This is a genomic window from Rhizobium sp. CG5 (assembly GCF_023701945.1).
In the GTDB taxonomy this organism is placed as follows: Bacteria; Pseudomonadota; Alphaproteobacteria; order Rhizobiales; family Rhizobiaceae; genus Allorhizobium.
This window is the reverse complement of the sequence record NZ_JABAEF010000012.1, coordinates 44745-61583: the sequence shown is the minus strand read 5'-3', so window position 1 is coordinate 61583 and position 16839 is coordinate 44745. Positions and strand designations below refer to the sequence as shown.

26 protein-coding genes are annotated in these 16839 nt (G+C 59.8%); 6 read left to right on the top strand and 20 right to left on the bottom strand.

Annotated elements, in window-relative coordinates; all coding sequences use genetic code 11:
- Positions 1-59 precede the first annotated feature (59 nt).
- From HGO38_RS19360 to HGO38_RS19350, 3 genes are all read left to right on the top strand, one after another.
- Positions 60-392, top strand: coding sequence for a lysozyme inhibitor LprI family protein (locus HGO38_RS19360; protein ID WP_250957654.1), 333 nt, complete (start codon positions 60-62; stop codon positions 390-392).
- Positions 393-467: 75 nt separating this feature from the next.
- Positions 468-779, top strand: a complete 312-nt coding sequence (locus HGO38_RS19355; RefSeq protein WP_250957538.1) for a hypothetical protein — start codon at positions 468-470, stop codon at positions 777-779.
- Between the two features lie 3 nt (positions 780-782).
- The gene (locus HGO38_RS19350; protein ID WP_250957537.1) at positions 783-1631 is read left to right on the top strand and encodes a hypothetical protein; all 849 of its coding nucleotides are present in this window, start codon (positions 783-785) and stop codon (positions 1629-1631) included.
- A gap of 55 nt (positions 1632-1686) precedes the next feature.
- On the opposite strand, the gene ilvD is transcribed toward HGO38_RS19350, so the two are convergent.
- Entirely contained in the window at positions 1687-3522 is a 1836-nt protein-coding gene (ilvD, locus tag HGO38_RS19345; protein ID WP_250957536.1) for a dihydroxy-acid dehydratase, read from the bottom strand.
- A 285-nt stretch (positions 3523-3807) separates the two neighbouring features.
- On the opposite strand from ilvD, the gene msrP reads away from it, so the two are divergent.
- The 3 genes from msrP to HGO38_RS19330 all read left to right on the top strand — a co-directional run bounded on the left by msrP (position 3808) and on the right by HGO38_RS19330 (position 6193).
- Positions 3808-4755 (top strand): protein-methionine-sulfoxide reductase catalytic subunit MsrP, encoded by a 948-nt coding sequence (msrP, locus tag HGO38_RS19340; RefSeq protein ID WP_250957535.1) that lies wholly within the window; start codon positions 3808-3810, stop codon positions 4753-4755.
- Positions 4756-4757: 2 nt separating this feature from the next.
- Positions 4758-5420 carry a protein-methionine-sulfoxide reductase heme-binding subunit MsrQ gene (msrQ, locus tag HGO38_RS19335; RefSeq protein WP_250957534.1) on the top strand — a complete coding sequence of 221 codons (663 nt, stop codon included), beginning with the start codon at positions 4758-4760 and terminating at the stop codon, positions 5418-5420.
- Between the two features lie 137 nt (positions 5421-5557).
- Entirely contained in the window at positions 5558-6193 is a 636-nt protein-coding gene (locus HGO38_RS19330; protein WP_250957533.1) for a hypothetical protein, read from the top strand.
- A gap of 97 nt (positions 6194-6290) precedes the next feature.
- On the opposite strand, the gene rplQ is transcribed toward HGO38_RS19330, so the two are convergent.
- The 19 genes from rplQ to rplP all read right to left on the bottom strand — a co-directional run bounded on the left by rplQ (position 6291) and on the right by rplP (position 16804).
- Positions 6291-6716, bottom strand: a complete 426-nt coding sequence (gene rplQ, locus HGO38_RS19325; RefSeq protein WP_250957532.1) for a 50S ribosomal protein L17 — start codon at positions 6714-6716, stop codon at positions 6291-6293.
- A 126-nt stretch (positions 6717-6842) separates the two neighbouring features.
- Complete coding sequence (locus HGO38_RS19320; RefSeq protein WP_168473086.1) at positions 6843-7853, bottom strand: DNA-directed RNA polymerase subunit alpha; 1011 nt, start codon at positions 7851-7853, stop codon at positions 6843-6845.
- A gap of 103 nt (positions 7854-7956) precedes the next feature.
- Positions 7957-8346 carry a 30S ribosomal protein S11 gene (gene rpsK / locus HGO38_RS19315; RefSeq protein WP_250957531.1) on the bottom strand — a complete coding sequence of 130 codons (390 nt, stop codon included), beginning with the start codon at positions 8344-8346 and terminating at the stop codon, positions 7957-7959.
- 136 nt (positions 8347-8482) lie between these two features.
- A complete protein-coding gene (rpsM, locus tag HGO38_RS19310; RefSeq protein ID WP_168473088.1) occupies positions 8483-8851 on the bottom strand; it encodes a 30S ribosomal protein S13 in 369 nt (122 codons plus the stop codon).
- A gap of 227 nt (positions 8852-9078) precedes the next feature.
- Positions 9079-9729: an adenylate kinase gene (locus tag HGO38_RS19305; RefSeq protein ID WP_250957530.1), complete on the bottom strand. Its 651-nt coding sequence runs from the start codon at positions 9727-9729 to the stop codon at positions 9079-9081.
- A complete protein-coding gene (secY, locus tag HGO38_RS19300; RefSeq protein WP_250957529.1) occupies positions 9726-11066 on the bottom strand; it encodes a preprotein translocase subunit SecY in 1341 nt (446 codons plus the stop codon). The genes HGO38_RS19305 and secY overlap by 4 nt, the downstream gene beginning before the upstream one ends.
- A gap of 241 nt (positions 11067-11307) precedes the next feature.
- A complete protein-coding gene (rplO, locus tag HGO38_RS19295; protein WP_250957528.1) occupies positions 11308-11799 on the bottom strand; it encodes a 50S ribosomal protein L15 in 492 nt (163 codons plus the stop codon).
- 16 nt (positions 11800-11815) lie between these two features.
- The gene (gene rpmD / locus HGO38_RS19290; RefSeq protein WP_250957527.1) at positions 11816-12025 is read right to left on the bottom strand and encodes a 50S ribosomal protein L30; all 210 of its coding nucleotides are present in this window, start codon (positions 12023-12025) and stop codon (positions 11816-11818) included.
- Positions 12026-12039: 14 nt separating this feature from the next.
- Complete coding sequence (rpsE, locus tag HGO38_RS19285; RefSeq protein WP_168473093.1) at positions 12040-12609, bottom strand: 30S ribosomal protein S5; 570 nt, start codon at positions 12607-12609, stop codon at positions 12040-12042.
- 144 nt (positions 12610-12753) lie between these two features.
- Positions 12754-13116, bottom strand: coding sequence for a 50S ribosomal protein L18 (rplR, locus tag HGO38_RS19280; RefSeq protein ID WP_168473094.1), 363 nt, complete (start codon positions 13114-13116; stop codon positions 12754-12756).
- Between the two features lie 12 nt (positions 13117-13128).
- Positions 13129-13662, bottom strand: coding sequence for a 50S ribosomal protein L6 (gene rplF / locus HGO38_RS19275; protein ID WP_250957526.1), 534 nt, complete (start codon positions 13660-13662; stop codon positions 13129-13131).
- 42 nt (positions 13663-13704) lie between these two features.
- Positions 13705-14103: a 30S ribosomal protein S8 gene (rpsH, locus tag HGO38_RS19270; protein WP_168473096.1), complete on the bottom strand. Its 399-nt coding sequence runs from the start codon at positions 14101-14103 to the stop codon at positions 13705-13707.
- A 12-nt stretch (positions 14104-14115) separates the two neighbouring features.
- Positions 14116-14421, bottom strand: a complete 306-nt coding sequence (gene rpsN, locus HGO38_RS19265) for a 30S ribosomal protein S14 (RefSeq protein ID WP_168473097.1) — start codon at positions 14419-14421, stop codon at positions 14116-14118.
- Between the two features lie 33 nt (positions 14422-14454).
- Positions 14455-15012, bottom strand: a complete 558-nt coding sequence (gene rplE, locus HGO38_RS19260; protein ID WP_250957525.1) for a 50S ribosomal protein L5 — start codon at positions 15010-15012, stop codon at positions 14455-14457.
- The gene (gene rplX / locus HGO38_RS19255) at positions 15005-15313 is read right to left on the bottom strand and encodes a 50S ribosomal protein L24 (protein WP_250957524.1); all 309 of its coding nucleotides are present in this window, start codon (positions 15311-15313) and stop codon (positions 15005-15007) included. The genes rplE and rplX overlap by 8 nt, the downstream gene beginning before the upstream one ends.
- Positions 15314-15326: 13 nt before the next feature.
- Positions 15327-15695, bottom strand: a complete 369-nt coding sequence (rplN, locus tag HGO38_RS19250) for a 50S ribosomal protein L14 (RefSeq protein WP_003495199.1) — start codon at positions 15693-15695, stop codon at positions 15327-15329.
- 231 nt (positions 15696-15926) lie between these two features.
- Positions 15927-16163: a 30S ribosomal protein S17 gene (gene rpsQ / locus HGO38_RS19245; RefSeq protein WP_168473100.1), complete on the bottom strand. Its 237-nt coding sequence runs from the start codon at positions 16161-16163 to the stop codon at positions 15927-15929.
- 14 nt (positions 16164-16177) lie between these two features.
- Entirely contained in the window at positions 16178-16378 is a 201-nt protein-coding gene (gene rpmC / locus HGO38_RS19240) for a 50S ribosomal protein L29 (protein ID WP_168473101.1), read from the bottom strand.
- A gap of 12 nt (positions 16379-16390) precedes the next feature.
- Positions 16391-16804, bottom strand: a complete 414-nt coding sequence (rplP, locus tag HGO38_RS19235) for a 50S ribosomal protein L16 (RefSeq protein ID WP_168473102.1) — start codon at positions 16802-16804, stop codon at positions 16391-16393.
- Positions 16805-16839 lie beyond the last annotated feature (35 nt).

The following is a 16839-nucleotide window of genomic DNA, read 5'->3' as shown; positions in this document are numbered from 1 at the left end:
GGGCGATGCTGCACTCAAAAGGATCTCCTATGTCACGCTCCATTCCAAGCTTCCGATTGATGATCACCTGCGCTGCCTTTACCCTTGCCTTGGGCATAGGCCCCGTGAATGCGGCAAGCTTCGATTGCGACGCCGAGGCGTTGAAGGCGGACGAGCAGGTGATCTGCGATACCAGGGCGCTCAACGACATGGATGTGAAGATGGTAACGACATTCGAGCTGCTATCGGGCCTTATGGCCATGGGCAATCGAGGACAATTGCAGGATCAGCAGATCGAATGGCTGACCAAGAGGGGCGAATGCAAGGCCGACATCGGTTGCCTTACGGCCGCCTATGCTACACGGCTTGCGGAGCTGACGACCATCTATGACGGAATCGAACGGCCGAAGTGAATTTAGCATAGGCTCTACACTCTGAAGCTGTAGTCGTGCTAATTTCACCTTCGTCCCGAGACGGAGGTCTGAAGCATGGCGAAGGCGTTCAAGATTACATCCTGGAATGTCGAATGGCTGGTCGATTCCTTCAGCGTGGCGAGCGATCGGTTCATGCCCAAATCCAAGAGCTTTACCGGTACGCGTCCTTCCAAAGAGGAAGCAGAAGCAAAGCTTCAGGCGCTGAGAAACGAGGTGCTGGAGATCGATGCGGATGTCCTGTTCCTGATCGAAGGCATCCGTGGCGCCGACGTCATGGCGGAGTTCGCCCAGACATACCTCAAGGAATACGAACTCATTTGTCATGAAGGCAAGGACGACAAGGCCTATGGCACGCTCGGCGAATAGTGGATGTGGTTTCTGGTCAAACCGGAACTGCGGGCAATGACCGGCGCGCACCTGCTCGATTTGTCCATCTGGAAGTCCTATACGGCCGATGCCTCGCTGATGGGGCACAAGAACGGCAAATGGTTTTTCTCGGCGCCGAAGCTCGACAAGAAGGGCGAGATCGTCGGTGCGAACATCCGCCACGAGCATGAACATTACCGCCACCCGCAGGTGCTGGTCATGTCGTATCAGGGGCGGCGCGTGGAGATCATCGGGTGTCACTTCAAGAGCAAGCACATCGGCATCGATGTGCCGAAGCGGCAGCCGGGCGAAGACGACAAGGCCTATTTCGACCGTGCCGATGTCACTTGGTTCATGGCCAATGCGCATCTGGCCCGGTCCAAGCTCACCACGGAGGCAACAGACGTCCGCTATTATATCGACAAGCGCTTCTCCCAGGAAGAACTGCCGATCATCTTCGTGATTGGCGACCTGAACGACGGGCCGGGCAAGGAATTGCTGGAGCGGGAATACCTGCTGCACGACCTGATCGGCGTCCTGCAAGGCGACGTGTTCTTCGCCCGCAAATTTCTCAATCACGCCCTGTTCGACTATCCGCAGAATTTGCGCTGGACGGCGCGGTTCGAGGATGAGCTGGACCCGGCACGTGCACCCACCATCCTGCTCGACCATATCACCTTTACCGAGGCGCTGAGCCGGCGCGGCCTTGGACCGCTGATCGTCAACCCGCACTCGGGCAAGGTGGAGCACGAGATCCACGACAGGATCAATGCCGTTTTGAGTGCCAAGTCAAAGACCAGCGACCACGCGCCGGTCAGCCTGGTCGTTTCGGGCTATGAGGGAGACGGGTAAACGAAACGACCCGGCACAAGGCCGGGTCGCTGCCAAATCAGATTGTCCGGAAGGATTACTCCGGCAGGATCCGCACCGCGCCCTTGTCGGCACTGGTGGCAAACGCGGCATAGGCCTTCAGTGCCGTGGTGACGTTGCGCCGGCGCGGCTGGGCCGGCTTCCAGCCAAAAGCATCCTGCTCGGCGCGGCGGGTGGCCAGCACGTCATCGCCGACGCGCAGCGAGATGGTGCGGTTGGGGATATCGATATCGATCATGTCGCCTTCCTGAACGAGGCCGATGATGCCGCCATTGGCGGCTTCCGGCGAGGCATGGCCGATCGACAGGCCCGACGTGCCACCGGAGAAGCGGCCATCGGTGATCAGCGCGCAGACCTTGCCGAGGCCCTTCGACTTCAGGTAGCTGGTCGGATAGAGCATTTCCTGCATGCCAGGACCGCCCTTCGGGCCTTCATAACGGATGACCACGACGTCGCCGGCGACCACCTCGTTGTTGAGGATGCCCTTGACGGCCGCATCCTGGCTTTCGAACACCTTGGCCGGGCCGGAGAATTTCAAAATGCTCTCGTCGACGCCGGCGGTCTTCACGATGCAGCCGTCGAGGGCGATATTGCCCTTCAGCACGGCCAGGCCGCCATCCTTGGAGAAGGGATGCTGGGCATCGCGGATGACGCCATGTTCGCGGTCGGTATCGAGCTCTTCCCAGCGCGACGACTGTGAGAAGGCCGTCTGGGTCGGCACGCCGCCAGGGGCCGCGCTAAACAGTTCCAGAGCCTTGGGATTGTCGGTGACGGCAATGTCCCAATTGGCGATCGCTTCGCCGAGCGTTGCGGAATGCACGGTCGGCAGATCGGCATTCAGCAGACCGGCGCGGTTCAGCTCGCCGAGGATGGCCATGATGCCGCCGGCGCGGTGTACGTCTTCCATATGAACGTCGGCCTTGGCCGGCGCGACCTTGGAGAGGCACGGTACGCGGCGAGACAGGCGATCGATATCGTCGAGGTTGAAATCGATTTCGCCTTCATGGGCGGCTGCCAGGATATGCAGCACGGTATTGGTCGAGCCGCCCATGGCGATGTCGAGCGCCATGGCATTCTCAAACGCCCCCTTGGAGGCGATGGTGCGCGGCAGGGCGGTGACATCGTCCTTCTCGTAATAGCGGCGGGCGAGATCGACGATGCGGCGGCCGGCCTCGAGGAACAGTTCCTTGCGGTCGGAATGGGTGGCAAGCGTCGAGCCGTTACCGGGCAGCGACAGGCCGAGCGCCTCGGTCAGGCAATTCATCGAATTGGCGGTGAACATGCCGGAACAGGAGCCGCAGGTCGGACAGGCCGAACGCTCGATGACGGCGACGTCCTCGTCGGAGATCTTGTCGTCGGCGGCCGCCACCATGGCGTCGACCAGATCGAGCGAGACCTTCTTGCCGTGCATGGTGACCTTGCCGGCCTCCATCGGACCGCCGGAAACGAAGACCGTCGGGATGTTGAGACGCAGCGAGGCCATCAGCATGCCGGGGGTGATCTTGTCGCAATTGGAGATGCAGACCATGGCGTCGGCGCAATGGGCGTTGACCATGTATTCAACCGAGTCGGCGATCAGTTCGCGCGATGGCAGCGAATAGAGCATGCCGTCATGGCCCATGGCGATGCCGTCATCCACCGCGATGGTGTTGAACTCCTTGGCGACGCCGCCGGCCGCCTCGATCTCGCGGGCCACCAGCTGGCCGAGATCCTTCAAGTGCACATGGCCCGGCACGAACTGGGTGAACGAGTTGACGACGGCGATGATCGGCTTGCCGAAATCGCTGTCCTTCATGCCGGTGGCGCGCCACAGGCCGCGGGCACCGGCCATGTTGCGGCCGTGGGTCGTTGTTCTTGAACGATAGACTGGCATCGGTGTTACCTCGGATCTTTTCGTGGTTCTTGGCCGGTGTCGGGTGCAGTTCCTTGGAGTGAACGGTGCACGAATTGCCGGATTTTGGGCCTGTCCTAGTGGATAGAGCCGAAACTGTCACTATCAGCATAGCGCAAAACGGTACGGTTGCCACGGCCTCTACAACTCTCCAAGGCCGAACACGAAAATGTGGCTGCCGAGAATCTTTTACAATGGGTGAAACAATGATCAGTTGCGCTACGTATAGTATGTAAGACCATCCAGCAGACATTGGGAGACTGCACCATGCCCGTCTATCATCCGCCAAAGATCGCCGGCTCAGAAATCACGCCGCAGACGGTCTACATGAACCGTCGCACGATCCTCGGCGCTGCGGCCGGTGGCCTGGCCTTTGCCGCGGCTCCAAGTGCCTTCGGCGCCGCCCTTTCGGCCAAAGCGACCGACTATACGGTCACCGAAAAGGTGACGTCCAAGGAAGATGCGACGAGCTACAACAACTTCTACGAATTCGGCACCAGCAAATCCGACCCACTGCAGAACTCCGGTGACTTCAAGCCGGTGCCCTGGCGGGTGGAGATCGGCGGACTGGTCGCCAAACCCACCGTGATCGGCATCGACGAGATCATGAAGGACTTCACCATGGAGGAGCGCATCTACCGCATGCGCTGCGTCGAGGCGTGGTCGATGGTCATTCCCTGGATCGGCTTCCCGCTGTCAGCCCTGCTCGATCGTGTCGAGCCGCTGGGCAGTGCCAAATACGTGGCCTTCGAGACGGTGGTTCGCCCAGAAGAGATGCCCGGCCAGCGCGGCCTGTTCCAGCCCCTGCCCTGGCCCTATGTCGATGGGCTGAGGCTTGACGAAGCCCGCAGCCCGTTGGCGATCCTGGCCACCGGCCTTTATGGCGAGACCCTGCCGAACCAGAACGGCGCGCCGCTGCGGCTTGTCGTGCCGTGGAAATACGGGTTCAAGGGCATCAAGTCGATCGTCAAGATCACGCTGACCGAAAACGAGCCGCCCTGCACCTGGAACGTCTCCGCGCCGAACGAATACGGCTTCTATGCCAATGTGAACCCGGCGGTCGACCACCCACGCTGGAGCCAGGCCACCGAGCGGCGCATCGGCGAGGCGGCCGGCCTGTTCGGCGGGGCGCGCATGAACACCCTGCCCTTCAACGGTTATGCAGAAGAGGTCGCCGGCCTTTATTCCGGCATGGACCTGTCGGTAAAGTTCTGATCATGGCGCTGCCGTCCCTCCCCGCCCGCTACAGACCAGCGTCGATCTGGGCCCTCTATGCGATCGGCCTGATCCCTGGCCTCTGGGCCTTCTATCAGGGCATCTTCGGCGGGCTGGGGGCCGATCCGGTCCGGACCTTCGAGCACCTGCTGGGGCTCTGGGCGCTGCGCTTTCTCTGTTTGGGGCTGCTGGTGACGCCGATCCGCGATCTGTTCGGCGTGAACCTGATCGCCTATCGCCGGGCGCTCGGCCTGCTCGCCTTCTACTATGTGCTGGCGCATTTCACCGTCTACCTGACGCTCGATCGTGGCCTGATCTTCTCGTCGATCTTCGGCGACATCGCCAAGCGGCCCTATATCATGCTGGGCATGGCCGCCCTGGTGATGCTCATTCCGCTAGCCCTCACCTCAAACCGCTGGTCGATCCGCAAGCTCGGGGTCCGCTGGGTCAAGCTGCACAAGCTGGTCTATGGGGTGATCGCCGCCGCGGCCCTGCATTATGCCCTGTCGCTGAAGGCGATCACCGCGGAGCCCGCCTTCTACATCACCGTGGTGATCGTCCTCCTGGTCTACCGGCTGGTACGACCAAAGATCATGGCGTGGAAACGGGCCAACAAGCAGACCGGCAGAACCGGCCAGTCCGCAGTGGCCAGCGCCGGCGATTGACGCCACCGAGTCACTCGTCGCATGTACCAATCAAAGTCAGACGAACGGTGCCAGATCCCCTCGCCGGCCCGGTTTTTCATGGCATAAATCCCGTAGCAGCGCCGTGAAGCCGGCGGCAACTCTCTACGGAGCTACGGATGAAGGCGAAGGCGATCCTGTTACTGTCGATGACCTGTCTGTCGATCGCAGCGCAGGCCCGGGCACAGGAGGCGATGACGGCGACCACGCCGGTCTTCGGCCAGATTGTCACCTACCAGCTGCCGAAAGGCTTCCAGCCGACCTTTGAGGATACCCAAGGCACGTTCTACGTCCAGGAAGCGGTGCCGGCTGGCGAAAGTGTCGAGGACTGGTCGCAGATGATCACCATGACGGGCTTCAATGATGCCGGGGGACAGGCGACGATGGACGAGGCCGCGCAGATGCTGGCCGCCTATTACCAGCAGGCCTGCGAGACGACCTTTACCGGAACGTCCTTTGGTCCGACGGAGATCAATGGTCTTTCGGGTCTGGTGGTATTTCTGGGTTGCGGCACGGTTGCGCCGGCCAAGCCAGAGGAAGAGGCCCACAGCGAGAGAGCGGTCATCGTCTTCGTCAAATCGCCGTTTGGCTATATCACCGTGCAATGGGCCGAGCGTCTGCCGCCCCAGGACACAGCCCCCGTCTATGATATCGAGACCTGGAGGCCGCGCCTCGCCCAGCTCTTGCCGATCCAGCTGTGCGACGTCGTCGAGGGCGAACAGCCGCCCTATCCCAGTTGCACCTCACGGCAATAGCAAACCGGTAAGCCAGCCATCACGCTGAAGTCCCAAACGCCAAAAAGCCGGGTGATCGCTCACCCGGCTTTTTTCATTTCCCTTGAAAGGGAAAATCTTATGCTGCTTCGGCGAGTTCCGCTTCAGCGGCAACACGAGCCTTGTCGGCGGCGCCCTTAGCGTCGACGTCACGCTCGACGAACTCGACAACGGCCATGGCGGCATTGTCGCCCTGACGGTAGCCGGCCTTCATGATGCGCAGGTAGCCGCCGTTGCGGGTGGCGTAACGCGTGGCGATCGCATCGAACAGCTTGGCAACCACAGCAACGTCGCGGATCTGCGAGATTGCCTGGCGACGAGCGTGCAGGTCGCCCTTCTTGCCGAGGGTGACGAGCTTTTCGACGATCGGGCGAATTTCCTTCGCCTTCGGCAGGGTCGTGACGATCTGCTCATGCAGGATGAGCGAAGCAGCCATATTGGCAAACATTGCCTTGCGATGGCTGGCAGTTCTATTCAGCTTGCGGCCGGCTTTCTGGTGGCGCATTGCTATTCTCCTTGTACGCAGGCTCCCTCTATCCGAGGCCCTGCCGTTTCCTGGCACATACAGGCACCGTTTGGCGGGCCTGCTGTTTGACGGGGAAAGGCAGGTTTAAGGCTGCCTTTGCTGTTCTTAGTACTGGTCTTCGTAGCGCTTGGCGAGATCTTCGATGTTCTCGGGCGGCCATGCGGGCACTTCCATGCCGAGATGCAGGCCCATGGAAGCGAGAACTTCCTTGATTTCGTTCAGCGACTTGCGGCCAAAGTTCGGAGTGCGAAGCATTTCGGCTTCGGTCTTCTGAATGAGATCGCCGATGTATACGATGTTGTCGTTCTTCAGGCAGTTTGCCGAGCGAACCGACAGTTCGAGTTCGTCGACCTTCTTGAGGAGGGCCGGGTTGAACGCGAGTTCGGTAACGGCTTCCTCTTCGACTTCCTTCTGCGGCTCGTCGAAGTTGACGAAAACGCCGAGCTGGTCCTGAAGGATGCGGGCGGCGAAAGCAACGGCGTCCTCGCCGGTGATCGAACCATCCGTCTCGATCTGCATCGTCAGCTTGTCGTAGTCGAGAACCTGGCCTTCACGGGTGTTTTCCACCTTGTAGGACACTTTCTTGACCGGCGAATACAGGCTGTCGACCGGAATGAGGCCGATCGGTGCATCTTCGGCACGGTTGCGCTCGGCAGGCACATAGCCCTTGCCGTTGGCGACCGTGAATTCCATGCGGATCTCGGCGCCCTCGTCGAGGGTGCAGATCACATGGTTCGGGTTGAGGATTTCGATATCGCCAACCGTCTGGATGTCACCGGCGGTCACAACGCCCGGACCCTGCTTGCGCACGACCATGCGCTTCGGATCATCGCCATCCATCTTGATGGCGATTTCCTTGATGTTGAGCACGATGTCGGTCACGTCTTCCCGGACGCCCGGGATCGACGAGAACTCATGCAGCACGCCGTCGATCTGAACGGCGGTGACAGCACCACCGCGCAGCGACGACAAGAGAACGCGGCGCAGCGCGTTGCCGAGCGTCAGGCCAAAGCCGCGTTCCAGCGGTTCAGCGACGAGCGACACCTTGGTGCGGCCAGTGGAGGAGAACTCCACCTTGTTCGGCTTGATCAGTTCCTGCCAATTCTTCTGAATCATGTTTTTACCTTCCGTTCGTTGCCACCATCCAATCGTGGCAACCGAGCTTTAGAAGCACCGAGAGGAGCGCTGCAGCACTCATCGGTGGATGAAATGACGAGGATCAAACGCGACGCTTCTTGCGCGGACGGCAACCATTGTGCGGGATCGGGGTCACATCGCGGATCGAGGTGATCATGAAACCGGCAGCCTGGAGGGCGCGCAGCGCCGATTCACGACCCGAACCCGGGCCGCAGACTTCCACTTCCAGCGACTTCATGCCGTGTTCCTGCGCCTTCTTGGCAGCATCTTCAGCAGCAATCTGGGCGGCAAACGGGGTCGACTTACGCGAACCCTTGAAGCCCTTGGCGCCAGCCGACGACCAGGCAATGGTGTTGCCCTGTGCGTCGGTGATGGTGATCATCGTGTTGTTGAATGTCGAATTGACGTGGGCAACGCCCGACGAGATATTCTTGCGTTCGCGACGGCGAATGCGGGTGGCTTCCTTGGCCATAATGTCCCTTTCGTTGATCTCTGCACCGCCGTAATACCAGCGGCTCCACCGGTCAGGGCCATTATCGGCCCCAAACCAAACTCAAAGGAGGCCGGCGCCAAGGCGCCAGCCTCCCACCCGGTCTATAGCCGGGAAATTACTTCTTCTTACCAGCAATCGCCTTTGCCGGACCCTTGCGGGTGCGGGCATTGGTGTGCGTGCGCTGACCGCGAACCGGCAGGCTGCGGCGATGACGCAGGCCACGGTAGCAGCCGAGGTCCATCAGACGCTTGATGTTCATCGACGTCTCGCGACGCAGGTCGCCTTCGACCTGATAATCACGGTCGATGGTTTCGCGGATTGCCAAAACTTCGGCGTCCGTGAGCTGATGAACTCGACGTTCAGCCGGAATACCGACCTTCTCGACGATCTCCTGAGCGAATTTCGTGCCAATCCCGTGAATATAGGTCAGCGCAATAACTACGCGCTTTGCCGTCGGGATGTTGACGCCAGCGATACGTGCCACGCCTATTCTCCTTGGTTCCAGTTGCCATCCGGCAAGTGGTGTCTCGTTACACGGCCCTAACGGAGCCGCAATTACAAATCAGGTTCGCAACAAGTCAAAACGATCGACCCCGGTCTTCCCCTGAGGAAGAACGCGCCGACCGCTTTTCACTTGCGAGTTGGCGCGCTGTTTAACGGAATCAGTGGCTAAAAGCAACTGCTCCCGTAAAGAAATTAATCCCGCAGCGCCTAGAGCGCACCGAGGATCGCTTCGATCTCCGCCGTAACGACATCGATTTCGGCCATGCCGTCCACGGAATGCAGCTTTCCCTTGGCATAGTAATAGCCAAGCAGCGGCGCCGTTTCCTTGTAATAGGCCGACATGCGGGTCCGCACGGTCTCGGCATTGTCATCCGGGCGCCGCTTGAAGTGAGTCGATCCGCACTTGTCGCAGACCCCCTCCACCTTCGGCTTCAGATTGGTGTCGTGATAACCCGCACCGCAGTTGGCGCAGGTATAGCGACCGGCAACCCGATCGGCCAGCACGACGTCATCGACCTTGATCTCGATGACCGCCGACAGGTCGAGACCCTTGGCCGTCAGCATCGATTCGGTCGCATCAGCCTGGACCAGCGTGCGCGGAAAGCCGTCGAGGATAAAGCCCCTGGCACAGTCCGGAGCATCGATGCGCTCGGAGACAATGGCAATGACGATGTCGTCCGACACCAGCTTGCCGGCGTCCATGACGGCCTTGGCACGTTTACCAACCTCGGTCTCGGCTTGAACGGCCGCACGCAGCATGTCCCCCGTCGAAAGCTGCGGAATACCGTGCTTCTCGACGATCCGCTGAGCCTGGGTTCCCTTCCCAGCGCCCGGCGGTCCCAAAAGGATAAGTCTCATCGTCCCCTCTTTCCTCCACGCAATTTCGATTTCCTGATCAGCCCCTCATATTGCTGAGCGATCAGGTGTCCCTGCACCTGTGCTACAGTATCGAGGGTCACGCTGACAACAATCAAAAGCGATGTACCACCAAGGGCTAATGGCACGCCGGTCTGGGAAACCAGAATTTCGGGAAGAATGCAGACGACAACCAGATAGAGCGCACCGACGACCGTGATTCGCGTCAGCACGTAATCGATGTATTCGGCGGTACGCTCGCCCGGGCGGATGCCGGGGATGAAGCCGCCATGCTTCTTCAGGTTATCGGCCGTGTCCTTCGGATTGAAGACCAGCGCCGTATAGAAGAAGGCGAAGAAGGCGATCAGGGCCGCATAGAGCACCATGTAGAGCGGCTGGCCATGGCCAAGCGCCGCGATGATGCTGGTCGCCCAGGCAGGCAGCGTCGAGGTGCCGGTGAAGCCGGCAGCCGTGGCCGGCAGCAGCAGCAGCGACGACGCAAAGATTGCCGGGATGACGCCAGAGGTATTGAGCTTCAGCGGCAGGTGCGAGGTATCGCCCTGGAACATGCGATTGCCGACCTGGCGCTTGGGATACTGGATCAGCAATCGCCGCTGGGCGCGTTCGACGAAGACGATCAGCGCGATGACGGCAATCGCCACGACGAGAACCGTCAGGATGATCGCAGTCGACAGGGCGCCGGTGCGTCCGAGTTCCAGCGTTCCGGCCAGAGCGGTCGGCAGGCCTGCGGCAATGCCGGCGAAGATGATCAGCGAAATGCCGTTGCCGATGCCGCGCGAGGTGATCTGTTCGCCGAGCCACATCAGGAACATCGTGCCGCCGAGCAGAGTGACGACGGTGGAGATGCGGAAGAACCAGCCCGGATCGGCCACCAGCCCCTGCCCGCTCTCAAGGCCCACGGCAATGCCGTAGGCCTGCAGCGTGCCGAGCAGAACGGTGCCGTAACGGGTATACTGGTTGATGATCTTGCGGCCCTGCTCGCCCTCTTTCTTGAGGTTCTCGAGCGCCGGCACGACGGAGGTCATGAGCTGCACGATGATCGACGCGGAAATATAGGGCATGATGCCCAGCGCGAAGATCGCCATGCGCTGGACGGCGCCGCCGGAAAACATGTTGAAAAGCCCGAGAATGCCACCGGACTGGCTCTGGAAGGCCGCCGCATAGGCTTCGGGGTTGAGGCCAGGCAGCGGGATATGCGTGCCAAGCCGGTAAACAAGAAGGGCGGCGAGAGTAAACCACAGCCGCTTCTTCAAATCTTCCGCTTTGGAAAACGTTGAAAAATTCAGGTTTGAGGCCAGTTGTTCCGCTGCAGAAGCCATGCAATTCTCCGCGTAACCAAGTCCGGAGGCGCATCTCTGTCGCCAGGTCCGGAGGTCAAATTCCAATTATTCGCAGAAAACCGGGCGCGTCGAGATTGCGGCGCAATCGCATGCCTCACCCTTAAGTTTTCCAAAAATCTCCCGGAAGACGAAACGGCGTCATTCCATCCATGGGTCGTGAGGCACACATATGGGAGAAAAATCGCCCGGTGTGAAGCACCCCGGGCGATAATAGTTCCAATTATTCCGCGGTTTCCGCGGCAGGCTCGGCGGCTGCCGACAGGAGCTTGATGGAGCCCCCTGCCTTCTCGATCTTTTCGACCGCAGCCTTGGAAGCACCGGCAACCTCGAGGGTTACCTTTGCCGTCAGTTCGCCGTCAGACAAAACGCGAACGCCGTCCTTGAGGCGACGGATGACGCCGGCAGCCTTGAGGGCTGCAGCATCGATCGTTGCCTTGGGGTCGAGCTTCTTGGCATCGATCGCGGTCTGGATGCGGCCGATGGACACGACCACAAAGTCAGAACCGAAGATGTTGGTGAAGCCGCGCTTCGGCAGACGACGGTAGATGGGCATCTGACCGCCTTCGAAGCCCTTGATGGCGACGCCGGAACGGGCCTTCTGACCCTTGACGCCGCGACCACCGGTCTTGCCCTTGCCGGAACCGATACCGCGACCTACGCGGATACGGTCCTTGGTTGCGCCTTCGTTGTCTCTAATTTCATTCAGTTTCATGATGACTTCCCCCGTCTCAGTTCTCGTCGACGACGCGAACGAGATGCTGGACAGCACGGATCATGCCACGAACGGAAGGCGTATCTTCCAGGGTGCGGACCCGGTGCATCTTGTTGAGGCCCAGACCGACCAGCGTTGCGCGCTGGACTGCCGGACGGCGAATTGGCGAACCGATCTGTTCGATCGTGACCGTCTTGTCTTCAGTCTTCTTCGTAGCCTTGGCCATGGATCAGACTCCTCTTATTCTTCAGACGCGTTGCCGGAAGCGGCACGGCGAGACTGAAGGGTCGCATATTTCAGGCCACGCTGTGCAGCGACGTCCTTCGGATGAACCTGGTGCTTCAAGGCGTCGAACGTGGCGCGAACCATGTTGTATGGGTTCGACGAACCGGTCGACTTGGCGACGACGTCGTGCATGCCGAGCGTTTCGAAAACTGCGCGCATCGGACCACCGGCGATGATGCCGGTACCAGCCTTGGCAGAGCGCAGAAGCACCTTGCCGGCGCCGTGACGGCCGTTGACGTCATGGTGCAGCGTACGACCATCGCGCAGCGGCACGAAGATCAGTTCGCGCTTGGCAGCTTCGGTTGCCTTGCGGATGGCTTCCGGCACTTCGCGTGCCTTGCCATGGCCGAAGCCAACACGGCCCTTCTGGTCGCCGACGACGACGAGAGCGGCGAAACCGAAGCGACGGCCGCCCTTAACTACTTTTGCGACGCGGTTGATCGCGACAAGCTTGTCGACGAATTCGCTATCGCGTTCTTCACGGCCCTGGCGATCATCGCGCGAGCCACGCTTATCTTGTGCCATTGTCCTTTTCCTTTTTCTTTTCCGGGTGCAATCGGCAGATCACAACAATAAATTCCGCCCCACCCTCTCCAGGGGGGAAGCGAAACTGGGGTACCGGTTAAACCGGTAACCGCCCGGATCTTAAAAGACCCGGGCGGAATTCGATCAGAAGTTCAAACCGCCTTCGCGGGCAGCTTCTGCCAGGGCCTTGATGCGGCCATGATAGATGAAGGCGCCGCGGTCAAAGACCACGTCCTTCACGCCGGCCTTGCCAGCCCGTTCGGCAACCAGCTTGCCAACGACGGCTGCTGCTGCTGTATCGGCGCCGGTCTTCAGCGAAGAACGCAGATCTGCTTCCAGAGTGGACGCGGCTGCCAGCGTACGGCCGGCAACATCGTCGATGATCTGAGCGTAGATATTCTTCGACGAGCGATGAACCGACAGACGCGGACGACCATTGGCCACCGCCTTGAGTTGACGCCGAACGCGGTTCGCACGACGTACAAGTGCTTCTTTCCTGCTTGCCATTTCGCGCGATCCTTACTTCTTCTTGCCTTCTTTGCGGACGATCCGCTCTTCGGCATACTTGACGCCCTTGCCCTTGTAGGGCTCGGGGCCGCGATATTCCCGGATCTCTGCAGCGACCTGACCGACCTGCTGCTTGTTGATCCCGGTAATCACGATTTCCGTCGGCTTCGGCACGGCAATGGTGATGCCGACCGGAGGCTCATAGACGACGTCGTGGCTGAAGCCGAGCGCCAGCTGCAGGTTCTTGCCCTGCAGCGACGCACGATAACCAACGCCGTTGATTTCAAGCTTGCGCTCGAAGCCGTCCTTGACGCCCTTGAAGATGTTTTCGATCATCGTGCGGGACATGCCCCACTTGGACCGAGCATCCTTGCTTTCGTTGGCCGGCGTGACGACAACAGCGTTGTCTTCAAGCGCAACCGTGATTTCGTCATTTGCGACGAAGAAGAGTTCACCCTTCGGGCCCTTGGCAGTCACTTTTTGGCCATCAACCGTGGCCGTGATCCCTGCAGGCACCTGAACGGGCTTTTTACCGATACGAGACATTTTTTCAAACCTGTCTGTTTCGCTAGGCGCATCTACGCAATCTTAGAAGACCGAGCAGAGAACCTCGCCACCAACATTCTGTTCACGAGCCTGATGATCAGCCATCACGCCTTTCGGAGTCGAAAGGATAGTGATGCCGAGACCGTTCGCGACCTGCGGAATGGACTTAACCGAGACATAGACCCGGCGGCCCGGCTTGGACACGCGGCCGATCTCACGGATCACCGATGCGCCTTCGTAGTATTTCAGCTCAATGCTGAGCTCGGACTTGCCGTTGTCATAATCAACCTGAGAATAACCACGGATGTAACCTTCGGCCTGCAGAACGTCGAGAACGCGGGCACGGAGTTTGGAAGCCGGGCTGGTTACTGTCGCCTTGCGGCGGGAAGCACCATTCCGGATACGGGTGAGCATATCGCCCAACGGATCAGTCATCGTCATTTGCCCGTCTCCTTACCAGCTCGACTTGACAATGCCCGGCACCTTGCCGGAATTGCCCAGCTCGCGAAGCGCGATACGCGACATCTTGAGCTTGCGGTAGAATGCGCGCGGGCGGCCCGTCACTTCGCAGCGATTGCGAATACGTGTCTTGGAGCCATCGCGCGGCAATTCTGCCAGCTTGAGGGTTGCCTTGAACCGCTCTTCGATCGAGAGAGACTGGTTCATGATGGTTGCCTTCAGCACGGCCCGCTTGGCGGAATGCTGAGCAACTGTCTTGCGGCGGCGCTTGTTCTTTTCAACTGCGCTGGTCTTCGCCATATGGAAGTTCCCTTTCTACGCTCGTCGTTACGGTTATGTACGGAACGGGAAGTTGAACTCTTTCAGAAGAGCCCGTGCTTCGTCATCCGTCGGCGCCGTCGTGCAAACGATGATATCCATGCCCCACATCTGATCAACCTTGTCGTAGTTGACCTCTGGGAACACAATGTGTTCCTTGATGCCCATGGCGAAGTTGCCACGGCCGTCAAAGCTTTTCGGGTTCAGGCCCCGGAAGTCGCGAACGCGCGGCAGCGCGATGTTGACCAGACGATCCAGGAATTCATACATGCGGGCGCCACGAAGAGTAACCTTCGCGCCGATCGGCATGAATTCGCGAACCTTGAAGCCTGCAATCGAGTTGCGGGCCTTGGTGATCACAGGCTTCTGGCCGGCGATGGCAGCCAGGTCAGCCGCAGCAACGGCCGGCTTCTTCGAGTCAGCGGTCGCTTCGCCAACACCCATGTTGATAACGATCTTATCAACGCGGGGAATCTGCATCACGTTTGCGTAGGAAAACTGCTCCTGCATCGCGGCGCGAATGCGGTTCACATATTCCGTCTTCAGACGCGGCTCATACTTTGCCTCAGCCATCGATCACTTCTCCCGAACGCTTGGCAACCCGGACCTTCTTGCCGTCGACGACGGAGAAACCTACGCGGGTAGGCTTGCCGTCCTTGTCGACCAGGGCAACGTTGGACAGGTGCACTGCGGCTTCCTTGTTGATGATGCCGGCTTCCTGCGTCTGCGTCTGGCGCTGATGGCGCTTGACGACATTCACACCGCGCACGATCGCGCGATCTTCCTTCGGCATTACCTGAATGACTTCGCCGGAACGACCCTTGTCCTTACCGGTGAGCATGACGACTGTGTCGCCTTTGCGGATCTTTTGCATCTCTCGTGGCTCCTTACAGTACTTCTGGAGCCAGCGAGATGATCTTCATGTGGTTCTTGGCGCGAAGTTCGCGCGGAACCGGTCCGAAGATACGGGTGCCGATCGGCTCTTTCTTGTTATCGATAAGAACGGCTGCGTTGTTATCGAAGCGGATGACGCTGCCGTCGGCGCGACGGATGTCCTTGGCGGTGCGTACAACCACTGCCTTCATCACATCGCCCTTCTTGACGCGGCCGCGCGGGATGGCTTCCTTGATCGAAACGACAATAATGTCGCCGACCGAAGCGTACTTGCGCTTGGAGCCGCCCAGCACCTTGATGCACATGACACGACGTGCGCCGGAATTATCCGCGACGTCGAGGTTTGTCTGCATCTGAATCATGTCAGGTCGCCTTCTTGTTATACCGGAACGGTTGGGCGCAAAGGCCCCCTATACCGGCTTATGGACAAAAATATCGTTTCGCGTGGGGTCGGTGCCAAGGTGGTTTCCCAAATGGGACCTTCCTCACGCTCAAAGCAAAAGAACGCCCGTTACCGGAGCGTTCCTGCGCTACTGCGCTGCTTCATACAGATTTCTAGGAAAGGCGCAAGGGCCTCGCCCATTTCTCTGCAATTAAGCCTGGGCGGAAACCACCGTCCAGGTCTTATCCTTGGAGATCGGCGCGCATTCTTCGATGAAGACGGTGTCGCCGGTCTTGTATTGGTTGGTCTCGTCGTGAGCCTTGTACTTCTTGGAACGACGAACGGTCTTCTGAAGCAGCGGGTGAGCGAATCGGCGCTCTACGCGAACGACAACAGTCTTGTCGTTCTTGTCGCTGACAACGACGCCCTGCAGAATGCGTTTAGGCATATGATTCTGGTCCTTTAGGCCTTGGCTTCTGCCGCCTTCTGGCGGGCAATGGTTTTCACGCGGGCGATGTCCTTGCGGACTTCGTTGACGCGCGAGGACTTCTCAAGCTGGCCGGTCGCCTTCTGGAAGCGCAGGTTGAACTGCTCCTTCTTCAGGTCGGCAAGCTTGTCCTTGAGCTGGTCGGCGCTAAGGCCGCGAACTTCTTCGGCTTTCATGTGCCTTGCTCCTTACTCTGCAATGCGCTGTACGAAGCGCGTCTTGACCGAGAGCTTGGCCTGGCCGAGACGAAGCGCCTCGCGGGCGATCTCCTCGCTGACACCGTCGATCTCGAACATCATGCGGCCGGGCTTGACCTTGCAAGCCCAGTATTCAACCGAGCCCTTGCCCTTACCCATACGAACTTCGGTGGGCTTCGCAGTGACCGGAACGTCCGGGAATACCCGGATCCAGACACGGCCGGCGCGCTTCATGTAACGCGTGATCGCGCGGCGGGCCGCTTCGATCTCGCGTGCATTGACGCGGTTCGGCTCAAGAGACTTCAGGCCGAATTCTCCGAAAGCCAGATCAAAACCGCCCTTGGCTACGCCCTTGATACGGCCCTTGAACTGCTTGCGGTATTTTGTGCGCTTTGGCTGCAACATTTTCTATTCTCCAAACTTTCTGCCACGCGGCGCCA

Excerpts from the sequence above, each read along its gene's own strand:
- rplR (WP_168473094.1), bottom strand. The coding sequence starts at position 13,116 with ATGGCAAGCAGGAAAGAAGCACTTGTACGTCGTGCGAACCGCGTTCGG.
- rplQ (WP_250957532.1), bottom strand. The coding sequence starts at position 6,716 with ATGCGCCACCAGAAAGCCGGCCGCAAGCTGAATAGAACTGCCAGCCAT.
- rplN (WP_003495199.1), bottom strand. The coding sequence starts at position 15,695 with ATGATTCAGATGCAGACAAACCTCGACGTCGCGGATAATTCCGGCGCA.
- msrQ (WP_250957534.1), top strand. The coding sequence starts at position 4,758 with ATGGCGCTGCCGTCCCTCCCCGCCCGCTACAGACCAGCGTCGATCTGG.
- rplF (WP_250957526.1), bottom strand. The coding sequence starts at position 13,662 with ATGTCTCGTATCGGTAAAAAGCCCGTTCAGGTGCCTGCAGGGATCACG.
- rpsK (WP_250957531.1), bottom strand. The coding sequence starts at position 8,346 with ATGGCCAAGGAAGCCACCCGCATTCGCCGTCGCGAACGCAAGAATATC.
- HGO38_RS19330 (WP_250957533.1), top strand. The coding sequence starts at position 5,558 with ATGAAGGCGAAGGCGATCCTGTTACTGTCGATGACCTGTCTGTCGATC.
- rpmC (WP_168473101.1), bottom strand. The coding sequence starts at position 16,378 with ATGAAAGCCGAAGAAGTTCGCGGCCTTAGCGCCGACCAGCTCAAGGAC.
- rpsE (WP_168473093.1), bottom strand. The coding sequence starts at position 12,609 with ATGGCACAAGATAAGCGTGGCTCGCGCGATGATCGCCAGGGCCGTGAA.
- rplO (WP_250957528.1), bottom strand. The coding sequence starts at position 11,799 with ATGAAACTGAATGAAATTAGAGACAACGAAGGCGCAACCAAGGACCGT.
- HGO38_RS19350 (WP_250957537.1), top strand. The coding sequence starts at position 783 with ATGTGGTTTCTGGTCAAACCGGAACTGCGGGCAATGACCGGCGCGCAC.
- HGO38_RS19355 (WP_250957538.1), top strand. The coding sequence starts at position 468 with ATGGCGAAGGCGTTCAAGATTACATCCTGGAATGTCGAATGGCTGGTC.
- rplX (WP_250957524.1), bottom strand. The coding sequence starts at position 15,313 with ATGCAAAAGATCCGCAAAGGCGACACAGTCGTCATGCTCACCGGTAAG.
- rpsQ (WP_168473100.1), bottom strand. The coding sequence starts at position 16,163 with ATGCCTAAACGCATTCTGCAGGGCGTCGTTGTCAGCGACAAGAACGAC.
- msrP (WP_250957535.1), top strand. The coding sequence starts at position 3,808 with ATGCCCGTCTATCATCCGCCAAAGATCGCCGGCTCAGAAATCACGCCG.
- HGO38_RS19320 (WP_168473086.1), bottom strand. The coding sequence starts at position 7,853 with ATGATTCAGAAGAATTGGCAGGAACTGATCAAGCCGAACAAGGTGGAG.
- rplE (WP_250957525.1), bottom strand. The coding sequence starts at position 15,012 with ATGGCTGAGGCAAAGTATGAGCCGCGTCTGAAGACGGAATATGTGAAC.
- rplP (WP_168473102.1), bottom strand. The coding sequence starts at position 16,804 with ATGTTGCAGCCAAAGCGCACAAAATACCGCAAGCAGTTCAAGGGCCGT.
- secY (WP_250957529.1), bottom strand. The coding sequence starts at position 11,066 with ATGGCTTCTGCAGCGGAACAACTGGCCTCAAACCTGAATTTTTCAACG.
- rpsN (WP_168473097.1), bottom strand. The coding sequence starts at position 14,421 with ATGGCGAAGACCAGCGCAGTTGAAAAGAACAAGCGCCGCCGCAAGACA.
- rpsH (WP_168473096.1), bottom strand. The coding sequence starts at position 14,103 with ATGACGATGACTGATCCGTTGGGCGATATGCTCACCCGTATCCGGAAT.
- HGO38_RS19360 (WP_250957654.1), top strand. The coding sequence starts at position 60 with ATGATCACCTGCGCTGCCTTTACCCTTGCCTTGGGCATAGGCCCCGTG.
- rpmD (WP_250957527.1), bottom strand. The coding sequence starts at position 12,025 with ATGGCCAAGGCTACGAAGAAGACTGAAGACAAGACGGTCACGATCGAA.
- HGO38_RS19305 (WP_250957530.1), bottom strand. The coding sequence starts at position 9,729 with ATGAGACTTATCCTTTTGGGACCGCCGGGCGCTGGGAAGGGAACCCAG.
- ilvD (WP_250957536.1), bottom strand. The coding sequence starts at position 3,522 with ATGCCAGTCTATCGTTCAAGAACAACGACCCACGGCCGCAACATGGCC.